General features: G+C 69.3%; 14 protein-coding genes. 1 reads left to right on the top strand and 13 read right to left on the bottom strand.

Annotated features, from left to right (window positions below; translation table 11 throughout):
- The gene (locus tag ACORJG_RS03885; protein ID WP_427791779.1) at positions 1-2307 is read left to right on the top strand and encodes a CHASE2 domain-containing protein; all 2307 of its coding nucleotides are present in this window, start codon (positions 1-3) and stop codon (positions 2305-2307) included.
- A gap of 19 nt (positions 2308-2326) precedes the next feature.
- On the opposite strand, the gene ACORJG_RS03880 is transcribed toward ACORJG_RS03885, so the two are convergent.
- From ACORJG_RS03880 to ACORJG_RS03820, 13 genes are all read right to left on the bottom strand, one after another.
- The gene (locus tag ACORJG_RS03880) at positions 2327-2725 is read right to left on the bottom strand and encodes a hypothetical protein (RefSeq protein WP_427791777.1); all 399 of its coding nucleotides are present in this window, start codon (positions 2723-2725) and stop codon (positions 2327-2329) included.
- A gap of 208 nt (positions 2726-2933) precedes the next feature.
- Positions 2934-3401 (bottom strand): type II secretion system protein GspM, encoded by a 468-nt coding sequence (gene gspM, locus ACORJG_RS03875; protein ID WP_427791775.1) that lies wholly within the window; start codon positions 3399-3401, stop codon positions 2934-2936.
- On the bottom strand, positions 3398-4501 hold the full coding sequence (gspL, locus tag ACORJG_RS03870; RefSeq protein WP_427791773.1) for a type II secretion system protein GspL: 1104 nt from the start codon (positions 4499-4501) through the stop codon (positions 3398-3400). Before gspL ends, gspM begins: the two co-directional genes overlap by 4 nt.
- 10 nt (positions 4502-4511) lie before the next feature.
- Positions 4512-5468: a type II secretion system minor pseudopilin GspK gene (gspK, locus tag ACORJG_RS03865; protein ID WP_427791771.1), complete on the bottom strand. Its 957-nt coding sequence runs from the start codon at positions 5466-5468 to the stop codon at positions 4512-4514.
- 26 nt (positions 5469-5494) lie between these two features.
- A complete protein-coding gene (gene gspJ, locus ACORJG_RS03860; RefSeq protein ID WP_427791769.1) occupies positions 5495-6127 on the bottom strand; it encodes a type II secretion system minor pseudopilin GspJ in 633 nt (210 codons plus the stop codon).
- Between the two features lie 56 nt (positions 6128-6183).
- The gene (gspI, locus tag ACORJG_RS03855) at positions 6184-6549 is read right to left on the bottom strand and encodes a type II secretion system minor pseudopilin GspI (protein WP_427791767.1); all 366 of its coding nucleotides are present in this window, start codon (positions 6547-6549) and stop codon (positions 6184-6186) included.
- The gene (locus ACORJG_RS03850) at positions 6542-7021 is read right to left on the bottom strand and encodes a GspH/FimT family pseudopilin (RefSeq protein ID WP_427791765.1); all 480 of its coding nucleotides are present in this window, start codon (positions 7019-7021) and stop codon (positions 6542-6544) included. Before ACORJG_RS03850 ends, gspI begins: the two co-directional genes overlap by 8 nt.
- 31 nt (positions 7022-7052) lie before the next feature.
- Positions 7053-7532 carry a type II secretion system major pseudopilin GspG gene (gspG, locus tag ACORJG_RS03845; protein ID WP_427792955.1) on the bottom strand — a complete coding sequence of 160 codons (480 nt, stop codon included), beginning with the start codon at positions 7530-7532 and terminating at the stop codon, positions 7053-7055.
- A 50-nt stretch (positions 7533-7582) separates the two neighbouring features.
- Positions 7583-8797 carry a type II secretion system inner membrane protein GspF gene (gene gspF / locus ACORJG_RS03840; protein ID WP_427791763.1) on the bottom strand — a complete coding sequence of 405 codons (1215 nt, stop codon included), beginning with the start codon at positions 8795-8797 and terminating at the stop codon, positions 7583-7585.
- Positions 8797-10290 carry a type II secretion system ATPase GspE gene (gene gspE / locus ACORJG_RS03835; protein WP_427791761.1) on the bottom strand — a complete coding sequence of 498 codons (1494 nt, stop codon included), beginning with the start codon at positions 10288-10290 and terminating at the stop codon, positions 8797-8799. The genes gspF and gspE overlap by 1 nt, the downstream gene beginning before the upstream one ends.
- Positions 10287-12407 (bottom strand): type II secretion system secretin GspD, encoded by a 2121-nt coding sequence (gene gspD, locus ACORJG_RS03830; RefSeq protein ID WP_427791759.1) that lies wholly within the window; start codon positions 12405-12407, stop codon positions 10287-10289. The genes gspE and gspD overlap by 4 nt, the downstream gene beginning before the upstream one ends.
- Positions 12404-13243: a type II secretion system protein N gene (locus ACORJG_RS03825; protein WP_427791757.1), complete on the bottom strand. Its 840-nt coding sequence runs from the start codon at positions 13241-13243 to the stop codon at positions 12404-12406. Before ACORJG_RS03825 ends, gspD begins: the two co-directional genes overlap by 4 nt.
- A gap of 216 nt (positions 13244-13459) precedes the next feature.
- On the bottom strand, positions 13460-16189 hold the full coding sequence (locus tag ACORJG_RS03820; protein ID WP_427791755.1) for a TonB-dependent receptor domain-containing protein: 2730 nt from the start codon (positions 16187-16189) through the stop codon (positions 13460-13462).
- Between the last annotated feature and the right edge of the window lie 49 nt (positions 16190-16238).

Here is a 16238-nt window from a genome sequence, read left to right as displayed (position 1 = left end):
ATGTCGAGGCCCGACGGGCGGACACAGCGCTGGACAGCCGGGCTCGGCGCCCGCCTGACCGGCCGCCGCGTTCTGATCGAATGGGGGCTAGTCGCCCTGCTGGCCGGACTGCTGGTCGGCTGGATGGCGCTGACGCCCGTGGCGAACCGTGCAGACCACCTGATCTATGACGTCCTGATGCGGGCCAAGGCGGGACCGGCCGATGACGGCGTCGTCATCATCGCCATTGACGACCGCAGCCTTGAACAGCTTGGACAATGGCCCTGGCCGCGTGACCTGCACGCCCGGTTGATCGACCGCCTGACGCAGGCTAGCGCCGGGCCAGTCGCCTATGATGTCCTTTTCACCGAGGCGACGCCGCTGGATGACGTTCTGGCCGTCGCCCTGTCGCGCAACGGTCAGGTGCGCCTGCCTGTCGTGCTGGACGCCCCCGGCCTGAACGGCGCCGCCTATCGCGAGGACGCCCCGGCGCCGATTCTGACCGAAGCCGCAGCAGGACTGGGCCACGTCAATCTGACCATCGATGACGACGGCGCCGTGCGTCGCCTGCCGCTCTATCTTCAGGCCGGACAGCAGAGCTGGCCCCACCTGATCCTGCCGCTGGCCCAGACACGGGTCGCCATGCCTGCCCCGCCCGCCCCCGCTGCGTCCGACAACGGCGACGAACTGATCGCCGCCTCACCCGAGGCCGTGACCTATCGCGGCCCGCCCGGCGCCTTTCGCACCCTGTCCTTTGTCGACGTGTTGAGCGGCGAAACGCCCGCCGCCTTCCTGAAAGACAAGCTGGTTCTGGTCGGGGCGACGGCGCCGGGTCTGGGCGACCGCTACGCCACCCCGGCCGCCCTGAACGGCGACCTGCGTCCCGGCGTAGAGGTTCAGGCCGCCCTGCTCCAGACCCTGATCGAAGGCGGCGGCCCGCGCAGCCTGTCGGCCGGCTGGATCCTCGGCCTGTCCCTTGCCCCGCTGGCCCTGTTGATTGCGGGCTTTCTGGCCCTGCGCCCGACGGTCAACATGGCGCTGGGCGGCGTGCTGATCGCCGTGACCCTGATCGGGACCGCCATCGCCTTTCTGGCGTTCGGCCTGTGGTTTCCGCCGTCAGCCGCCGTCGCCGGTCTGGCCCTGGCCTATCCGCTGTGGAGCTGGCGCCGACTGGCCGCCGCCTCGGCCTATATGCAGAGCGAGGTCGACGCCTTCGAGCGTGACGGCGTGCGTTTGACTGGCCGCGCCCGAGGCGGCGACGTCGTGGCTCGTCAGGTCGAGGCCCTGCGCGCCGCCGTGCGTCAGGTGCGCGACCTTGAACGCTTCATCTCCGACGCTCTGCGCGGCCTGCCGGACGCCACCGTGGTCGCCAACCCCTACGCCCGCATCATCCTGTCCAACGACAGGGCCGAGGCCCTGTTCGGCAAGCGATTGCAAGACGACGCCGACCTGCCCCTGCTGTTCCAGTCGCTGGGCGAGCCCGCCTGGCGGCGCTTCCTCGACCCGGACGGCGATCCCGGAGAGATCACCACGCCCGATGGCCGCGTGCTGAAGGCGGCGGCCTCCGTCCTGACCGACTCCGACGGCCAGCCCGCCGGCCACATCGTCCGCTTCGCCGACATGACCCGTTTCCGCGCCGCCGAGCGCCAGCGCGCCGAGGCACTGCAACTGCTCAGCCACGACATGCGCGCCCCGCAGGTGTCGATCCTGACGCTGCTGGACGGACCTTCGACCCGCCTGGACCATACCGCCCAGCGCCGTATCGCCGACTATGCCCGCCAGACCCTCGATCTGGCCGAAGGCTACGTCCAGTTGGCCCGCGCCGAGAGCCAGCCCTACCGCTCCGAAATCCTCGACCTGGGCCAGGTCGCCATGGACGCCGCCGACATCCTGTGGCCTCAAGCCTCGAAGAAAGGCGTCCGCATCCATACCCCTGATGGCGAAGAAGAATTCCTGGTCCAGGGCGACCCCGCCCTGCTGCGCCGCCTGACCACCAACCTGCTCGACAACGCCCTGAAATACGGCCCCGAAGGCGGCGCCATCCACGTCACCCTGACCGGCAGCGAGCAAGACGGCAGCCCGACCTGCATTCTGCGCGTCAGCGATCAGGGCCCCGGCCTGTCCGAAGAGGCCGCACGTCGCCTGTTCCAGCCCTTCGGCCACGGCGGCGCCGATCACCGCGGCGCAGGCCTCGGCCTCGCCTTCGTCCGCACCGTCGCCGAACGCCACGGCGGCGCCATCCGCCACGAAGAGGGCTCGCCCGGCGCCACCTTCATCCTGATCCTGCCGCGCATTGTGGAGGCGAGTGAAAACTCCAACTCGACATAGACCCACACTGAAGCTCGGCTTAATCGTCCAGTTGCAGGCTGGCTGTCGCTGCCTCAGCCAACAGACTCTGCGCGCTGTCAGCTTGTCGGCGCGTCAGCAGGGCGCTCGCTGAGGCGCGATAGACGTTCGTCTGATCTCCCGGCCCGGTCAGAATCACGCTCAGACGGTGCAGGTCGCGGCCTCGGCTCCACCATTGAGGCAGACGCGGAGCCTCTGTCCACTCGCCCTGGCGGGCATCGGCGTCAGTAAAGACGCCGGTTTTCTGAGGGCGCACGGCATAGGCGGTTTCCACCCGCCAGGCTGCCCCGCTGTCTGCTTCACGCCAGCCACGAGCGGCCAGAGCCTGACGAACCGCCTGGGCCGCCGCCAGATCAGACTCGCTCGCCCCCTCAGCAGGCGCCAGATGATAGAGAGTCACGCCATCAGGCACAGTTGACGATAAATGCGTCTCAACGACAGGCGCAGTCGCACAACCCGCCATAACGGCCGCACCGATCAAAGGAAGGGCCCAACGCAAACTCATGGCTGCGATACCTGCCCCGAAGCGGACCATATGTCCACAACGGAGGATATTGAGACGCTGGGAAAAGCATGAGCTCCCTATCCGCGAGACTGGATCGCCGAGTCTAGCCGCCTGATATCACGGCCCCGGTGACGCCCAGCGTCCCGTCGGTGCTCTTGACCACGCCCAGTTCCTCAATACGGACCCCGCCCTGCTCCAGCGCCGCCAGCCAGCCGAAAGCCTGCGCCGTCGTCACGCGCTCGAGCCGGAAGCCCAACCGCCCGCCTTCGGACATGCCCAGAACCGGCTCCACGCCTGCGCTTATGGCCGTTGATGCGACCAGAGCCTGAAGGTCGGCAGCCTCTGTCGGCGCCGCGCCGCTCTGGACCACTGCCGTCTCAATCTGCACCAGTTGGCGTTCGGCATAGACGCGGGCGCGCGCCTGGTCGTCCTTCCAGCCGTCGAGAGGCCGCACCACGCCCAGCCAGCCGACAACGCTCAACACCAATGCGCCCATGAGGCCCAACATCCGTCGCTCACGCAGCGTCCGGCCGTCCCACCAGAGGATGATCGAAGAAAACGGAGCCTTCATCGGGCGCCTCCGATCTTAAGGGTGCTAAGCATGCGCCCGCCTTCCTCAGCCGAGGCTTCATCGACCACCGCCAGACCGGCCTCGGACAGACCGGCGCGCACCGCGTCCAGATCATTGAAGTTCGCGTGCGTCAGGCCGACACGCAGCCCTTCGCCGCCCAGCGCCGCATCGTCCAGTTCAGCGCCCGGCAAACGCTCGACGGCGGCGAAGACGGCGGCCAAGGCGCGTGCGGTTCCGCCCGGCGGCGGCCCGGCGTCGAGGCGGCGCAGGGCTTCGGGCGCCGCATCCTTCGTCGGCGCCAGTTCGGGATAGAGTTTCACCGCCGCGGCCCTCGCATCCGCTCCGGCGCGGTCCGCCGCCGCCCGGTCACGCAGCCCTTCCGCCGCCATCAGGATCAGAGGCGAGATCAACAAGGCCGCCGCCAGACCGGCCGCCAGCCGCCATCCCCTGGCCGCCTGCCCCCGCTCACGCCGGTCATGGACCTGCAGCAGGTCGACCGGCGCCGCCAAGGCTCCCGCCGCAAGCGCCGCGTCCAGCGCCTCGCCCTCCAGCCAGTCCAAAGCGCGTCCGGCCGCGATCGCCTCCGCCAGATCGGGTTGCACCGTCACGGCGAAGGCCGGCCCGCGCAGAGCCACATCAGCGCCGACCTGCGCAGCGGTCAGCGTCTGCGCATCCAACGGTGCGGGCAGACACAGATTATCCGGAACGACAACGTCCGGCCGGATGTCGAACGTCTCCATCCAGCGCAACCACGCCTGCAGCAGCTTGGCCGACACCGCCGCCATCAGGCGCGGGCCCCCGCCAACCGGCGCCGCGCCCAGCGCCACGTCCAGCCCGTCCACCTCGTCAGCCGCCTGATCACGCAACGCCCAGCGCGCGGCGGCTCTGACCTGCGCCATATTGCCCGGCGGCAGGTCCAGCCAGCGCGTCATGACGTCGGCGCCCGGCGCCACGGCGATGGTTCGCATCGGCGGCGGGGCCTCGGCCTGATGCGGGTCCAGTTCGCCGCGCCCGACGACGCGGCCTTCGCGATCAACCAGCAGGAAACGCGCGGGCAAGGTCGCGTTGGTCGGGATGAACAGGATGCGGGCGTGGCTCATTCTTCCATGCTCATTCTTCAGGCGTCCAGCGACGGATGACGGTGCGCGCCACGCCATCGGGCGCGACGTGGATCAGGGCGGTGCGGACGGCGCGGGCGTCGCCGTGTTCGATCTCAACCCGCAAGTCGAAGTAGCGGGTGGCCAGGGTAACTTGGCCCTTGGTCTCTTCATCGACGACCACGCCCGACAGGGCGGGCTGCGCCCAGAAGGCGTCGGGGCTGGTCCACCCCGCCGCCGGGCGCGCAACGATGGCCGCCTTGGCCGCATTCAGCCCCACCAAGCCCCGACTGATGGCGACCAGCAGCACAGCGTCCTGCGGCTCCAGCGTATTCACATTCAGGGGCGACAGCCGCGCCTCCGGCAAGGCGCACAGATAGGGCCTCAGACGGCGATAGAGTTCGTCGTCCACTCCCGCCACAGCGCGCAGCTCGCTGATCTCAGCCAGCATGACCCCGCCGGTGCGATACGGCGTCGGGCGGCTGGCGTAGGCGGCGTCTTCCGCCCCCTGTGGCGAGACCTCGTCGTCGCCGTCCATCCAGTCGGTCAGGGCCGCCGCGACCGCCGCCATACGCCCGCGCGGCAGGCCGAGCGCCTCGCCGAGCGCGATAAACTGCACCGCGCCTTCGGGCCGGGCGATCAGATCCTCGCCCTGCCCCAGCACCAGACTGTTCAGGTTGAAGCACGACTGGCCGTCGCGGATCACCGCCCGTCCCTCGCCTTCCTCCAGCGGCAGGGCGAAGACGCGGCCGTTCCACTGGGGCTGAAGCGGCGTACGCGCGGGATCGGCGCGGACCAGATCAGACAGCCGCCGCCGCGCCAGCGCCTCCGCCCCCGCCGCATAGGCTTGCGCCTGCGCCTGGCTCTCGGCGTTGGTGGTGCGGCGCACGGAAAAGCGCACATCGTCCAGCAGCACCACGCACAGCGCCGCCATCACCGCCACCAGCAGCAGGACGGTCAGCAGGGCCATGCCCCGACGATCGCGCGCGCCCGCCTTCATGCGGCGGCGACCAGAAACAGTTGCTCGACCGGGCCGAAGCCGTCCAGCGTCAGCGTCACCCGCACGGCGTCCGGCAGGGGCCGGTCGCTGCTGGCGGAGAAGGCGGGCGCCTCGGACCCGTTCTGGATGAAGGCGATGTGCGCCTCCTTCACCCCGCGATACAGCACCTGCGGCGGCCCGGCCCGGGCCCCGTCCAGATAAGGGGCCACGCGGCGTTCCAGTCGATCCTCGACCAGCCGGTATTCGACACGCTGTAAGGAGGCGCGCGGCGCGCTGTCCGGGTTGCTCCACCCACTGCGGGCCAGCACCAGCAGCAGATCGCCCGGCTGTTGCGGCCCCATAATCGCCTGCGGCGCCGGCCGCCCCGTCGGCCCGCGCACCCGCCGCGCCGTCGCCTGCGCCAGATCAGCGCGCAACAGCGCCCGCGTGCGTTGCAGCGCCGCCACCCGGTCCGCGTTCGCCTTCACCGCGAACCGCGCCTCGATCGACTGGCCCAGCACCAGCGCGCCCGCCCCCGCCAGCAAGGCGAAGATCAACAGAGCGATCATCACCTCAACCAGTGTAAATCCGGCTCTTTTTCTTCCGCTATTGCTCGCCGCACGGCGGCTCGCTGCTTGAGCAAATACCAAGACGCTATTGCTCGCCGCGCGGCGGCTCGCTGCTTGAGCGGATCGGCGATCTTTCCTCATGCGCCCGCCGCCCGGAACAGCACGCGCTCGGCAGCCTGTTCCTCATCGGCGAAGACGCGCACGTCGATGCGACCGACGCCCGGCATATCCGTCGCGCTGACCACCCGCACCCAGCGCCACTCGCGCCCGCCCAGCGAGGCCTGACCGCCCGAACTGCCGCTGGGCAGATCGCGCGCGATCATCGCCTCGGCGGCCACATTGTCGGCGACGATGCCGCCCAGCGTCCGCGTCTCGACCCGCGCCGCCGAGCGCGTGCTCTCGCCCGACAGGTTCAGCAGCGCCATCGCCGCCAGACCGAACACGGCCAGCGCCACCAGACACTCGATCAGGGTGAAGCCCGCGCGGGACGAACCCTCACTCATGGATCGTCACCTCGCCCGCCCCGTCGATGGCGACGGTGACGGAGCGGCCCTCTCGCTCCAGCCGAACACTGGCGGCGTCGGCGCCGCCGGTGGGATCGAACACGGCGCGGGCGGCTCCGGCTCCGGCGACGGCGGCCCCCTCGCCCCACGCCTTCGGCGCCAGAACGCCCGTCAACGGCGTCCAGACGGCGCCGTCGAAGCTCTCAAAACCATAGCCCGCCGCATCGGCGCGCAGGGCCACAGGGCGGTTGGTCATCACGGCCTCTTCACGCGCCAGCGTGAGACGAGCGGCGAGCCGCTCTGCCTCGACCGCCAGCGTCGGCCGCGGGTCCGGTATGGACAGCATCACCGCCCCTGCCGCCACGCCGATGATGGCGATGACGACCATTAATTCGACAAGGGTAAACCCTTGTCGTGCGCTACCGCTCGCCGCGCGGCTGCTCGCTTCTTCAGCGCGTTTGGACGTTTCCACGGCTGCCGAGCGAGCAAAACGAGGGTGCGTCTCAGCCCTGCCAGTTGCCGATGTCGGCGTCATTCCCCTCGCCCCCTTCCTGGCCGTCGGCGCCGAAGGACCAGATGTCGAACTGGCCGCCATGGGCGCTGCGGCGGCGGTACTGGTAGGGATTGCCCCACGGGTCTTCCGGCAGGCGGCGGACATAGCCGCCCTGGCGATAGCGTTCCGGCCGCGCCAGATCGGCGGGCGGCGCGGTCAGGGCTTTCAGCCCCTGCTGGTCCGTCGGAAAGGTCAGGTTGTCGAGACGATAGGTCTCCACCGCCTGCTCCAGCACCGAGATGTCGGCCCGCGCCTTGCCGACCATCGCCTTGTCCTGGCTGGGCAGAACATTGATCGCCACCACCGTCGCCAACAGGCCGATGATGACGATCACGACCATTAACTCGACAAGGGTAAACCCTTGTCGTGCGCTACCGCTCGCCGCGCAGCGGCTCGCTGCTTGAGCGCGTTGGACGCGCGCCTTGGCGATGTAGCGCAAGCGTCGGGCGCAGGTCTTGAGAACGGACATCAATGCCTCTCTCACCCCAGAGCCAGGGTGTTGATCTGAAGGATGGGAAGCAGGATCGACAGCACGATCACGGCGACGATCCCGCCCATGACCACGATGATCGCCGGCTCCAGCAGGCTGAGCATCACGGCGGTGAAGTTGGAGAATTCGCGCTCCAGATAGTCGGCCGCGCGCTCCAGCATAGGCTCCAGCCGACCGCTGCTTTCGCCGGATGCGGTCATGTAGACGAGGATGGGCGGGAAGACCTCGGCGCGGCGCATGGCAGCCGACAGGCCTCCGCCTTCGCGCACGGCCTCGGCCATCTGTTCGGTGGCGCGGCGCAGGGCGCGGTTGGAGACGGTGCGGGCGGTGATGGTCAGCCCCTCCAGCACCGGCAGGCCCGCCGCGATCATGGTCGACAGGGTGCGGGCCATTCGCGCCCCGTGCAGGTCGCGCGTCAGACGCCCGACCAGCGGCAGCCTTAGAACCCACTCATCCAGCTTCAGCCGCACCGCCTCGCGACGCCGCGCGATCAACCCTGCGGCGACCACGGCGGCGAGGACCAACGCCATCAGCCAGCCCCAGTCCCGCATCAGGTCCGACAGGCCGATGACCAGCCGCGTCAGCAGCGGCAGGGTCTGGCCCATGCTGTCGAACTGATCGACTACCTTGGGCACGATATAGGTCATCATGGCGACGATGACGCCCAGCGCCACCACCGCCAGCACGCACGGATAGACCAGCGCCGTCAGCACCTTGCCGCGGACGACCTCGTCCCGCTCCAGTCCGTCGGCCAGGCGTTCGAGGATGGGCTGAAGCGCGCCCGACTGTTCGCCCGCCGCCGTCATGGCGCGATACAGCGGCGGAAAGGCCGCGCCCTGCTGGCCCATGGCGTCGGACAGGCGCCGCCCCTCGATCACCCCGGCATGGACGCCTTCCAGCACGCGGCGCACGTTCGGCCGCTCGGCCTGAAGCATCAGGTTGCGCAGCGCCTCCTCCAGCGGAGAGACGGAGACCAGCGTCGCCAGTTGCCGCGTCGTCAGCGCCAGCGCCTTGGGCGACAGCCGCCCGACCTTGCCCGCCTTCACCGAGGCCGCGACTGCGCCCGAACGACCAGGCGACAGTTGCAACGGCGCCAGCTGACGCTTCGCCAGAACCTTGCGCGCAGCGGCCTCATCGGCGGCGGTCACAGAGCCGCTGACCGTCCGCCCGACCGCATCGGCTGCGATATAGTCAAAGGCCGCCATCAGGCCGCAACCTCTTCGGCAGCGGTTTCCTGACGCGCCACGCGCAGGGCCTCCTCGACGGAGGTGACGCCTTCCAGCACCAGCGCCCGCGCCCGGTCGGCCAGGGTCCCGCCGCGCGCGAAGGCGGCGTCGAACACCGCGTCCTCGTCGGCGCCCGAGGCGATCAGGCGACGCACCTTCTCGTCCACCGTCAGCGTTTCATAAAGGCCGATGCGCCCGACATAGCCGGTCGAGCCGCAGTCGGCGCAGCCGTGCGGCCGCCAGACGCGCGCGCCTTCCTCAGCCCCGATCAGCCGCGCCGTCGCCCTGTCCGCCGTCTCCTCGATCCGGCAATGCGGGCACAGGCGGCGCACCAGCCGCTGGGCCACCACCAGCCGCAGGGTCGAGGCCAGCAGGAAGGGCTCGACCCCCATGTCGCGCAGGCGCGTCACCGCCCCGGCCGCGTCATTGGTGTGGACCGTCGACAGCACCAGGTGGCCGGTCAGCGATGCCTGAACGGCGATGGCCGCCGTCTCCGTGTCGCGGATTTCGCCGACCATCACCACGTCCGGATCCTGACGCAGGATGGCGCGCAGACCGGCGGCGAAGGTCATGCCGACCTTGGGGTTCACCTGCGTCTGGCCCACGCCCTCGATGGCGTATTCGACCGGGTCTTCGACCGTCAGGATGTTGCGCGAGCCGTCGTTCAGCAGCGACAGCCCGGCATAGAGGCTGGTCGTCTTGCCCGAACCGGTCGGCCCGGTGACGAGGATGATGCCGTTCGGCTCGGCCAGCGCATGACGGAAGGCCTCCAGCGCCGCCGGGTCCATGCCCAGCCGATCCAGCGTCATCCCGGCCTGATCCTTGTCCAGAATCCGCAGCACCACCCGCTCGCCCGCCCGCGACGGCAGGGTCGAGACGCGCACGTCCAGCGACTTGCCGCCCAGCGTCAGCGGGATGCGTCCGTCCTGCGGCTTGCGCTTCTCGGCGATGTCCAGCCGCGCCATGACCTTGATGCGCGACACCAGCAGCGGCGCCACGCGCGGGTTCAGGCTCAGCGCCTCGCGCAGCACCCCGTCCACCCGCATCCGCACCAGCAGGCGCGTCTCGTAGCTTTCCAGATGCACGTCCGAGGCGCCGATGCGGGCGGCCTCGGCGATGACGCCGTTGATCAGGCGGATGACCGGCGCGTCGTCCGTGGCGTCCAGCAGGTCCGCCGCCGCCGGAATGTCGTCCACCAGACTGTCCAACCCGACCGGCAGGGACAGGTCGTCGCCGTCGGCGGCCGTTAGTTGCTCGCCCGCATAGACCTCCGACAGCTTGCGATCGAAGGCGGCGGCGCTGAGCGGCGTCGCCTTCAGCGGGCGGCCCAGCGCACGGCGCGCCTCGACCAGAGCCAGAGGTTCGGCGCCCTCGCGCACGCCCACCGCCATCACCTCGCCCGCCGCCAGCAGCAGGACGCCGTGGGTCTTGGCGAAGCCGTAGGGCAGGCGCGGGTCGACGACGGTGATCACCGGGCGGCCCCCGCTGCCGGCGGCAGCGGCCGCGCCGCGACCGGCGCGACAGGGGCGATGACCAGCGGCTCTCCGGCCACGGGGACGGCGGGCGGCTGGGCCTGCATATAGTCGCGCAGCAGGGCGTCGAGGCTCGGCTCGCGGTCGGGATGAACGCGCTGCTGCTCGCCGCGCATATAGCCCCAGCGATCCGCCGCCAGACCCTGCGCATCCGCCGTGGTGCGCAATATGGTCGGGCGCAGGAAGACCATCAGATTGGTCCGCCCCCGCTCACGGCTGGTCGAGCGGAACAGGACGCCGACGCCCGGAATGTCGCCCAGCCCCGGCACCCTGCTGGTCTCCAGCCGGTCGTTCTGATCCAGCAGGCCGCCCGCGACGGCGATGTCGCCGTCATCGACCACCAGCGTCGTCTCCAGTTCGCGCTTGTCCAGGATCAGGTCGCTGGCGCCGCTGGTCAGCAGGCCGTTGATGCTCGACACCTCCTGCCGCAGCGTCAGGGTGATGGAGCCGCCCGCATTGATCTGGGGCCGCACCGTCAGGCGCACCCCGATGTCCTTGCGCTGGGTCGTGGTGAAGGGGTTGGAGTTGCCGTCCAGAATGGCCCGACCGGTGGTGATCGGCACCTCCTGCCCCACCAGGAAGGTGGCCTCTTCGTTGTCCAGCGTCATGATCGACGGGGTCTGCAGCAGGTTGGAGCCCGCATCCGTCTTGGCCGCATTGATGATGAAGCCGAACAGGCCGTCGCCCCACTTGCCGCCCGCCCCGCCGACGAAGCCATTGGCGCCCAGCAGGCTGTTCAGAGCCAGGTTCTGCAACCGCTCGCGCATGGGGTCGTCCTTGTCCAGCTGCCCCGCCGCCGCCCCGCCTGCGATGGGAACCAGCGGCGTCGCGCGCGTGGAATAGTTGGTCAGGCCGACGCCGTTTTCGCCCGCCATCAGCCACTGAACGCCCAGATCGCGCACGGCCTTGTCGCTCAGTTCGACGACGATGGCCTCGATCAGCACCTGCTGGCGGCGCACGTCCAGTTGGCGGATCACCTCGGTCAGGGTGCGTTGCAGGTCCGCCGGGCCGGAGATGACGAGGGCGTTGGCGCCGGGGAAGCGGGCGATGGTGGCGCGCTGGCCCGTGGCGGTCACTGTGGTCGAGCCGATCGGCCCGCTGTCGCCCTCGTCCGCCGTGGTCAGGCCGCCCTGCCCCATGCCCCCGCCAGTCTGGTTCGCCCCGGCGCGGGCCGTGCGAAGACGGGGCGACGACGCAGCCGCCGCATCCGCAGGCTGGCCCACGATCTGTTGCAGGACCGGCAGCAACTGCTCGGCGTTGGCATGCTCCAGAAAGACGACGTTGACGTCCTGACTGGCCCGCGCCCGACCATCCAGGTCGGCGATCAGGCCGCGCACCCGCGACAGCGCCTGACCGTCGCCGCGCAGCACCAGCGCATTGGAGCTTTCCACTGGCGTAATCGTCACCAGACCCGGCCCGCCGGGGCCGCCCGTCACCTGTTGCAGCACGCCTGCGATCTCGCGCGCCGAGGCGTTCTCCAGCGCCACGACCTCATAAGCGGAACGGTCCACGTCGATGCGGCCGACCAGCGTCCGGATGCGCGACAGATTGTCGGCGAAGTCGGCCACCACCACGCTGTTGGCGCCGGGATTGGCCAGCACCTGCCCCTGCGCCCCGACCAGAGGTCGGATCGTTTCGGCGGCCGAGGCGGCGTCGATATGGCGAAGGGTGAAGACCTCGGTCGAGAACCGCTCGGCCCCGACGGTGGCCGGGCCCTGCGCCGCGCCCTGCGCCGGGCTGATGCGATAGGCGCCCGACGACGTCGGCGTCACCACCAGACCATTGGCCCGCAGCGTCGACAGGAAGACCTCGAACAGCTGGGCGCGAGTCAGGGGGCGCGGGCTGGACACCGTCACCGTGCCCGTCACCGCCGGATCGACGATGAAGGTGCGCCCGGTCGTGCGCGCCACATCCTGCACGAAGGCGCGGATGTCGGCGTTCTGGACGTTCAGCGTCTGGCGCGCCTCCTGCGCGATCACCGGCGCGGCGGCCAGCGGCTGGACCGCCAGAACAGCGGCCAGAACGCCGGTGAACAGAGAGCGGCTGCGAGCCTTCATGGGCGCGTCCTTAAGGTGGTGGAGCGGACCTGACCGTCGCGCTCGAACTGGATCTGGGCCGAGGGGGCGTCGGCCAGTTGCCCACGCAGGGCGGCGAGCGCCTGCGGGCTGTTCAGGGCCGTGCCGTTGACCGACAGGATGACGTCGCCGGAGCGCAGGCCGGCGTTGCGCAGTTCGCCCCCGTCGCCCGAGGCGGAAACGGTCAGGCCGTTGACGCCCAGCCCCTGAATGCGCGGCCGCAATCCCGCCTGTGCGATCAGGCGCTGCGGATCGACCACCGCCCCTTCGGTGGAGGCCGGTTCAGGCGCGGGCGCCGCGGGCTGGGTCGGCGTCACGGGCGCTGTCGGCGTCATATCGGGAAAGTCGAGGCGGAACGCTGCGCCGCCGCGCGACAGCATGACGTGGTCGGGCGCGACCGAGGTCAGGGTCAGCCCCGGCTCCAGTTCCTCACCCGCGGCGACCGAAACCTGGCGTCCATCCGACAGGCCGATGATGGCCGATCCGCCGCCCGCGCCGTCCGCGCGCACGCCGAACAGGGTCAATCCGCCGCTGTCCGACGACGCAGCCTCGGTCCCGCCCCCGCCGTTACGGAAGAAGGCGTCGAAGCGCGTCAGCACGCCCATGTCGACATCGGGCAAGGGCCTGGCCTGCACCGTCTGCGGCGTCGATTCCACGAACAGCCAGACCAGTCTTCCTGCTTGAATTATCAGCAGAACCGCCAGTCCAGCCTCAATGATGCGCCGCAGCGGAGGTCGACGAATTCCGCGCAGGGACAGGCTGATCCTGCCCGGCGAAACGGCGCTCGATTTGCGAAGGCCAGCGAACAAGGAAGACATCCCCAACGGCCTTTCGCGGCCGCAGACCCTCCCTAGTCGGATGCTCCGTACCCGGCTCGCTCCGAACCATGACAGGGCCAAGAAGTTGTCACGACAACTGCGGCGTATTCGGAGTGAATGACGCGCAACCGTCACCCTCCCCCATCAGGAGAGGAAGCAAGAAAAAGCCGGGAGGCCGCATGACCTCCCGGCTCGAATGTCCGACGCGTCCGTGTCCTAGAAACGGGCGGTCAGGCTGACCGAGGCGCTCTGGCCCAGATCGTATTTGTTGATGCGGATCTTGTTGCCCTTCTCCTGGTATTCCTCGAACCCGGTTCCCAGCAGGTTGCGCAGCTCCAGGGCGAAGCCCAGATCGCGGCCCTTCACGGTGAAGTCCTTGCGATAGACGAAGTCGAGGAAGGCGCCCGGCTCCTGCATATAGTCCGGCTCGCGCGCCGCATTCAGGCCCGCGCCGCGCGCCGTGATCCGCTCCGACACATAGTTCAGGATCAGCGTCGCCTGCGACCGCGCCGTGTCGTCTTCCCAACCCAGTTGCAGGTTGGCGACGTGTTCGGACTGGCCTTGCAGACGGCTGCCGTCCTGCAGGAAGGCGCGGGCCGGTTGCGGGGCGCCGGCGCCGCTCAGGGTGATGACGGTGTCGTTCTCACCCACCGAAATCTCGGAGTCCGACCAGGTGTAGTTGGCCTGCACCAGCCAGCGCTTGTTGGCGATGAAGGCGCCCTGATCGGCGAACTCGAAATACTTCTTCACCTCGGCCTCGACGCCCATGACGGTCGCTTCGGGCGCGTTCAGGAAGGACTGCTGGCGCTGGTTGCCGACGTCGACGATCATCGCCTCGACCGGCTTGTCCAGGTTCTTGTAGAAGACGCCCGCCGTGACGAACTGCTGGCGGCCGAAATACCATTCCCAGCGCGCGTCCAGGTTCAGGATTTCGGTGTCCGTCAGATAGGGGTTGCCGATGAAGATGCGGTCGCTTTCCGGGTCCGTATAGGCCTGGGGCGCCAGTTCGCGGAACTGCGGACGGCCGATCGTCTTGGAGGCGCTGAAGCGCAGTTGCTGGTCTTCAGCAAAGTTCCAGGTCGCCGTGAACGACGGCAGCCAATACTGCTCCTTGATCTCGGTCTCTTCATAGGACGAGGTCCCGCCGAACAGATCGCGCGGCGTCACGCTCTGCTGTCCGTCCTCAAAGCGGACGCCAAAGGTGGTGCGCACGGTCGGCACGAACTCGGCGTCGACCATGGCGTAGACGGCGTTGACCTTCATCTGCGCGTCATAGGCGTTGGCGCCGTTCGACCCGGCGATCTCGCGCAGCTGCAACGTCCACGGATTGATGTTGTAGTCCGAGAACAGATAGTCGATCCGCGCCCGGCGCTGGCTGTCGGTCAGGCCGTTGACGGCCTCGAACTGCAGGTCGTGACGCTCGGCCGAACGGGTGTTGTCCAGCGTCGAGGCGCCGATGCTGATGGTCGCCTCACGCCCCGCCGCCATCGGCAGGCTGTAGGCCAGGTCCGCGCCGCCGGACCACACCTTGTCGTCCAGTTCGCTGAACGAAATCTGATTGCCCTGAACGTTGTGGATCAGCCGCCCCTGCCCGTCGACGCCGTACTGGAAGCGCGATTCATAGGGGGCGTCGCGCGACGTCTTGGCGTAGGCCGCGCGCCAGTCCAGCTTCCACGCGCCGTCGACGCCGAAGTAGTGCTCGCCCGCCAGCTGGCTGCTGAACAGCTGGCGCACGAACCATTCCGTGTAGTCGTTGCGGATGATGCTGTCGCCCGCGTCGAAATCCGGGCCGCTGGAGATGCGGGCGCGCTTGGTCGTGGTGCGGACATAGAGGTTCGTCCACTTCACCTCATGATCGCCACGGGTCAGCGACAGCCCGCCCAGCAGGTTCAGGCGCACGTCGTTCTGGTTTGACTCCACATCCTTGGGCGAGATGGGCTTCAGGATATCGCCCTCGAACTGGGCCTTTTCCTGAATGGCCTGACGCGCGCGCCACGAATTGTCGTAACCGGCCACGGCGATGACGCCCAGATCGCCGATCCCGGTCGGGGTGCGGAAGCCGCCCGCCAGCTCCAGACTGCCGTCGACCGGCGTCTGCTGGCGCTGCATCAGGCGCAGCGGGGCATTGACCAGCGACCGGCCCATCGCCTGAAGCGCTTCGGGCGAGAAGTTGGCGCTGTTGATCTGCTGGCCCATGCGGAAGGCCTGGGCGATGCGACCAGGGGTCTTGCGCGTCTCGTCGTCAAAGCCGGTCCAGTCGGTGTCCGAGCCATAATAGACCAGGTTGTCACGGGCGGTCGTCTTGGTGTTGCCGCCGATGCCCGCCTTGAATGTCAGGAACGGCTCGGCCGGGGCGTCCACGGTGCGCAGGTCAATGATCCCGCCGCCGAACTCGCCCGGATAGTTGGGGGAATAGGACTTCTGAACCGTCACGCCCGCCAGAATGCTGGAGGGGAACAGGTCCAGCGGCACTACGCGTTGCAGCGGCTCGGGGCTGGGCAGGGGCGAGCCGTTCAGCAGAGCCGAAGAATAGCGCTCGCCCAGACCGCGCACATAGACGAAGCGCCCGTCGACGATCGACAGGCCGGTCACGCGGGTCAGGGCGGCGGCGGCGGTGGAATCGCCGGTGCGTTGCAGGTCTTCTGTCGTCAGGAAAGCAGCCACCTCGGCGCTCTGACGGTTCGGCTCAGGGATGTTGCGGCCCAGCACGACAATGTCGCCCAGCTGAGTGGCCGGGGTCTGCGACACCTGATCCGGGCTGGTCGGATCGGCAGGCAGGTCGTTGCTCAGGGCCACGGCAGCGACAGGGGCGGCGACGGGGGCGACGACGGGGGCGACGACGGGGGCGGACGCCTGGGCGAGCGCGAGGCTGGGCGCGCCGAAAGCGGCCACAAGGGCGCTGCTGGCCAGCAGCAGCCCGTTACGGGTCAGGGTCTTGGTCTTCATGTTCGGCTGCCTTGCGTAGGTCGAGTGAGGCTGGACGCTCAAAGGGTCA

Origin of the sequence: Brevundimonas diminuta (genome assembly GCF_050310045.1) — a bacterium.
Lineage (GTDB): Bacteria > Pseudomonadota > Alphaproteobacteria > Caulobacterales > Caulobacteraceae > Brevundimonas > Brevundimonas diminuta_F.
Note: the sequence above shows the minus strand (reverse complement) of the source record. Positions and strands in the feature narration are given on the sequence as shown.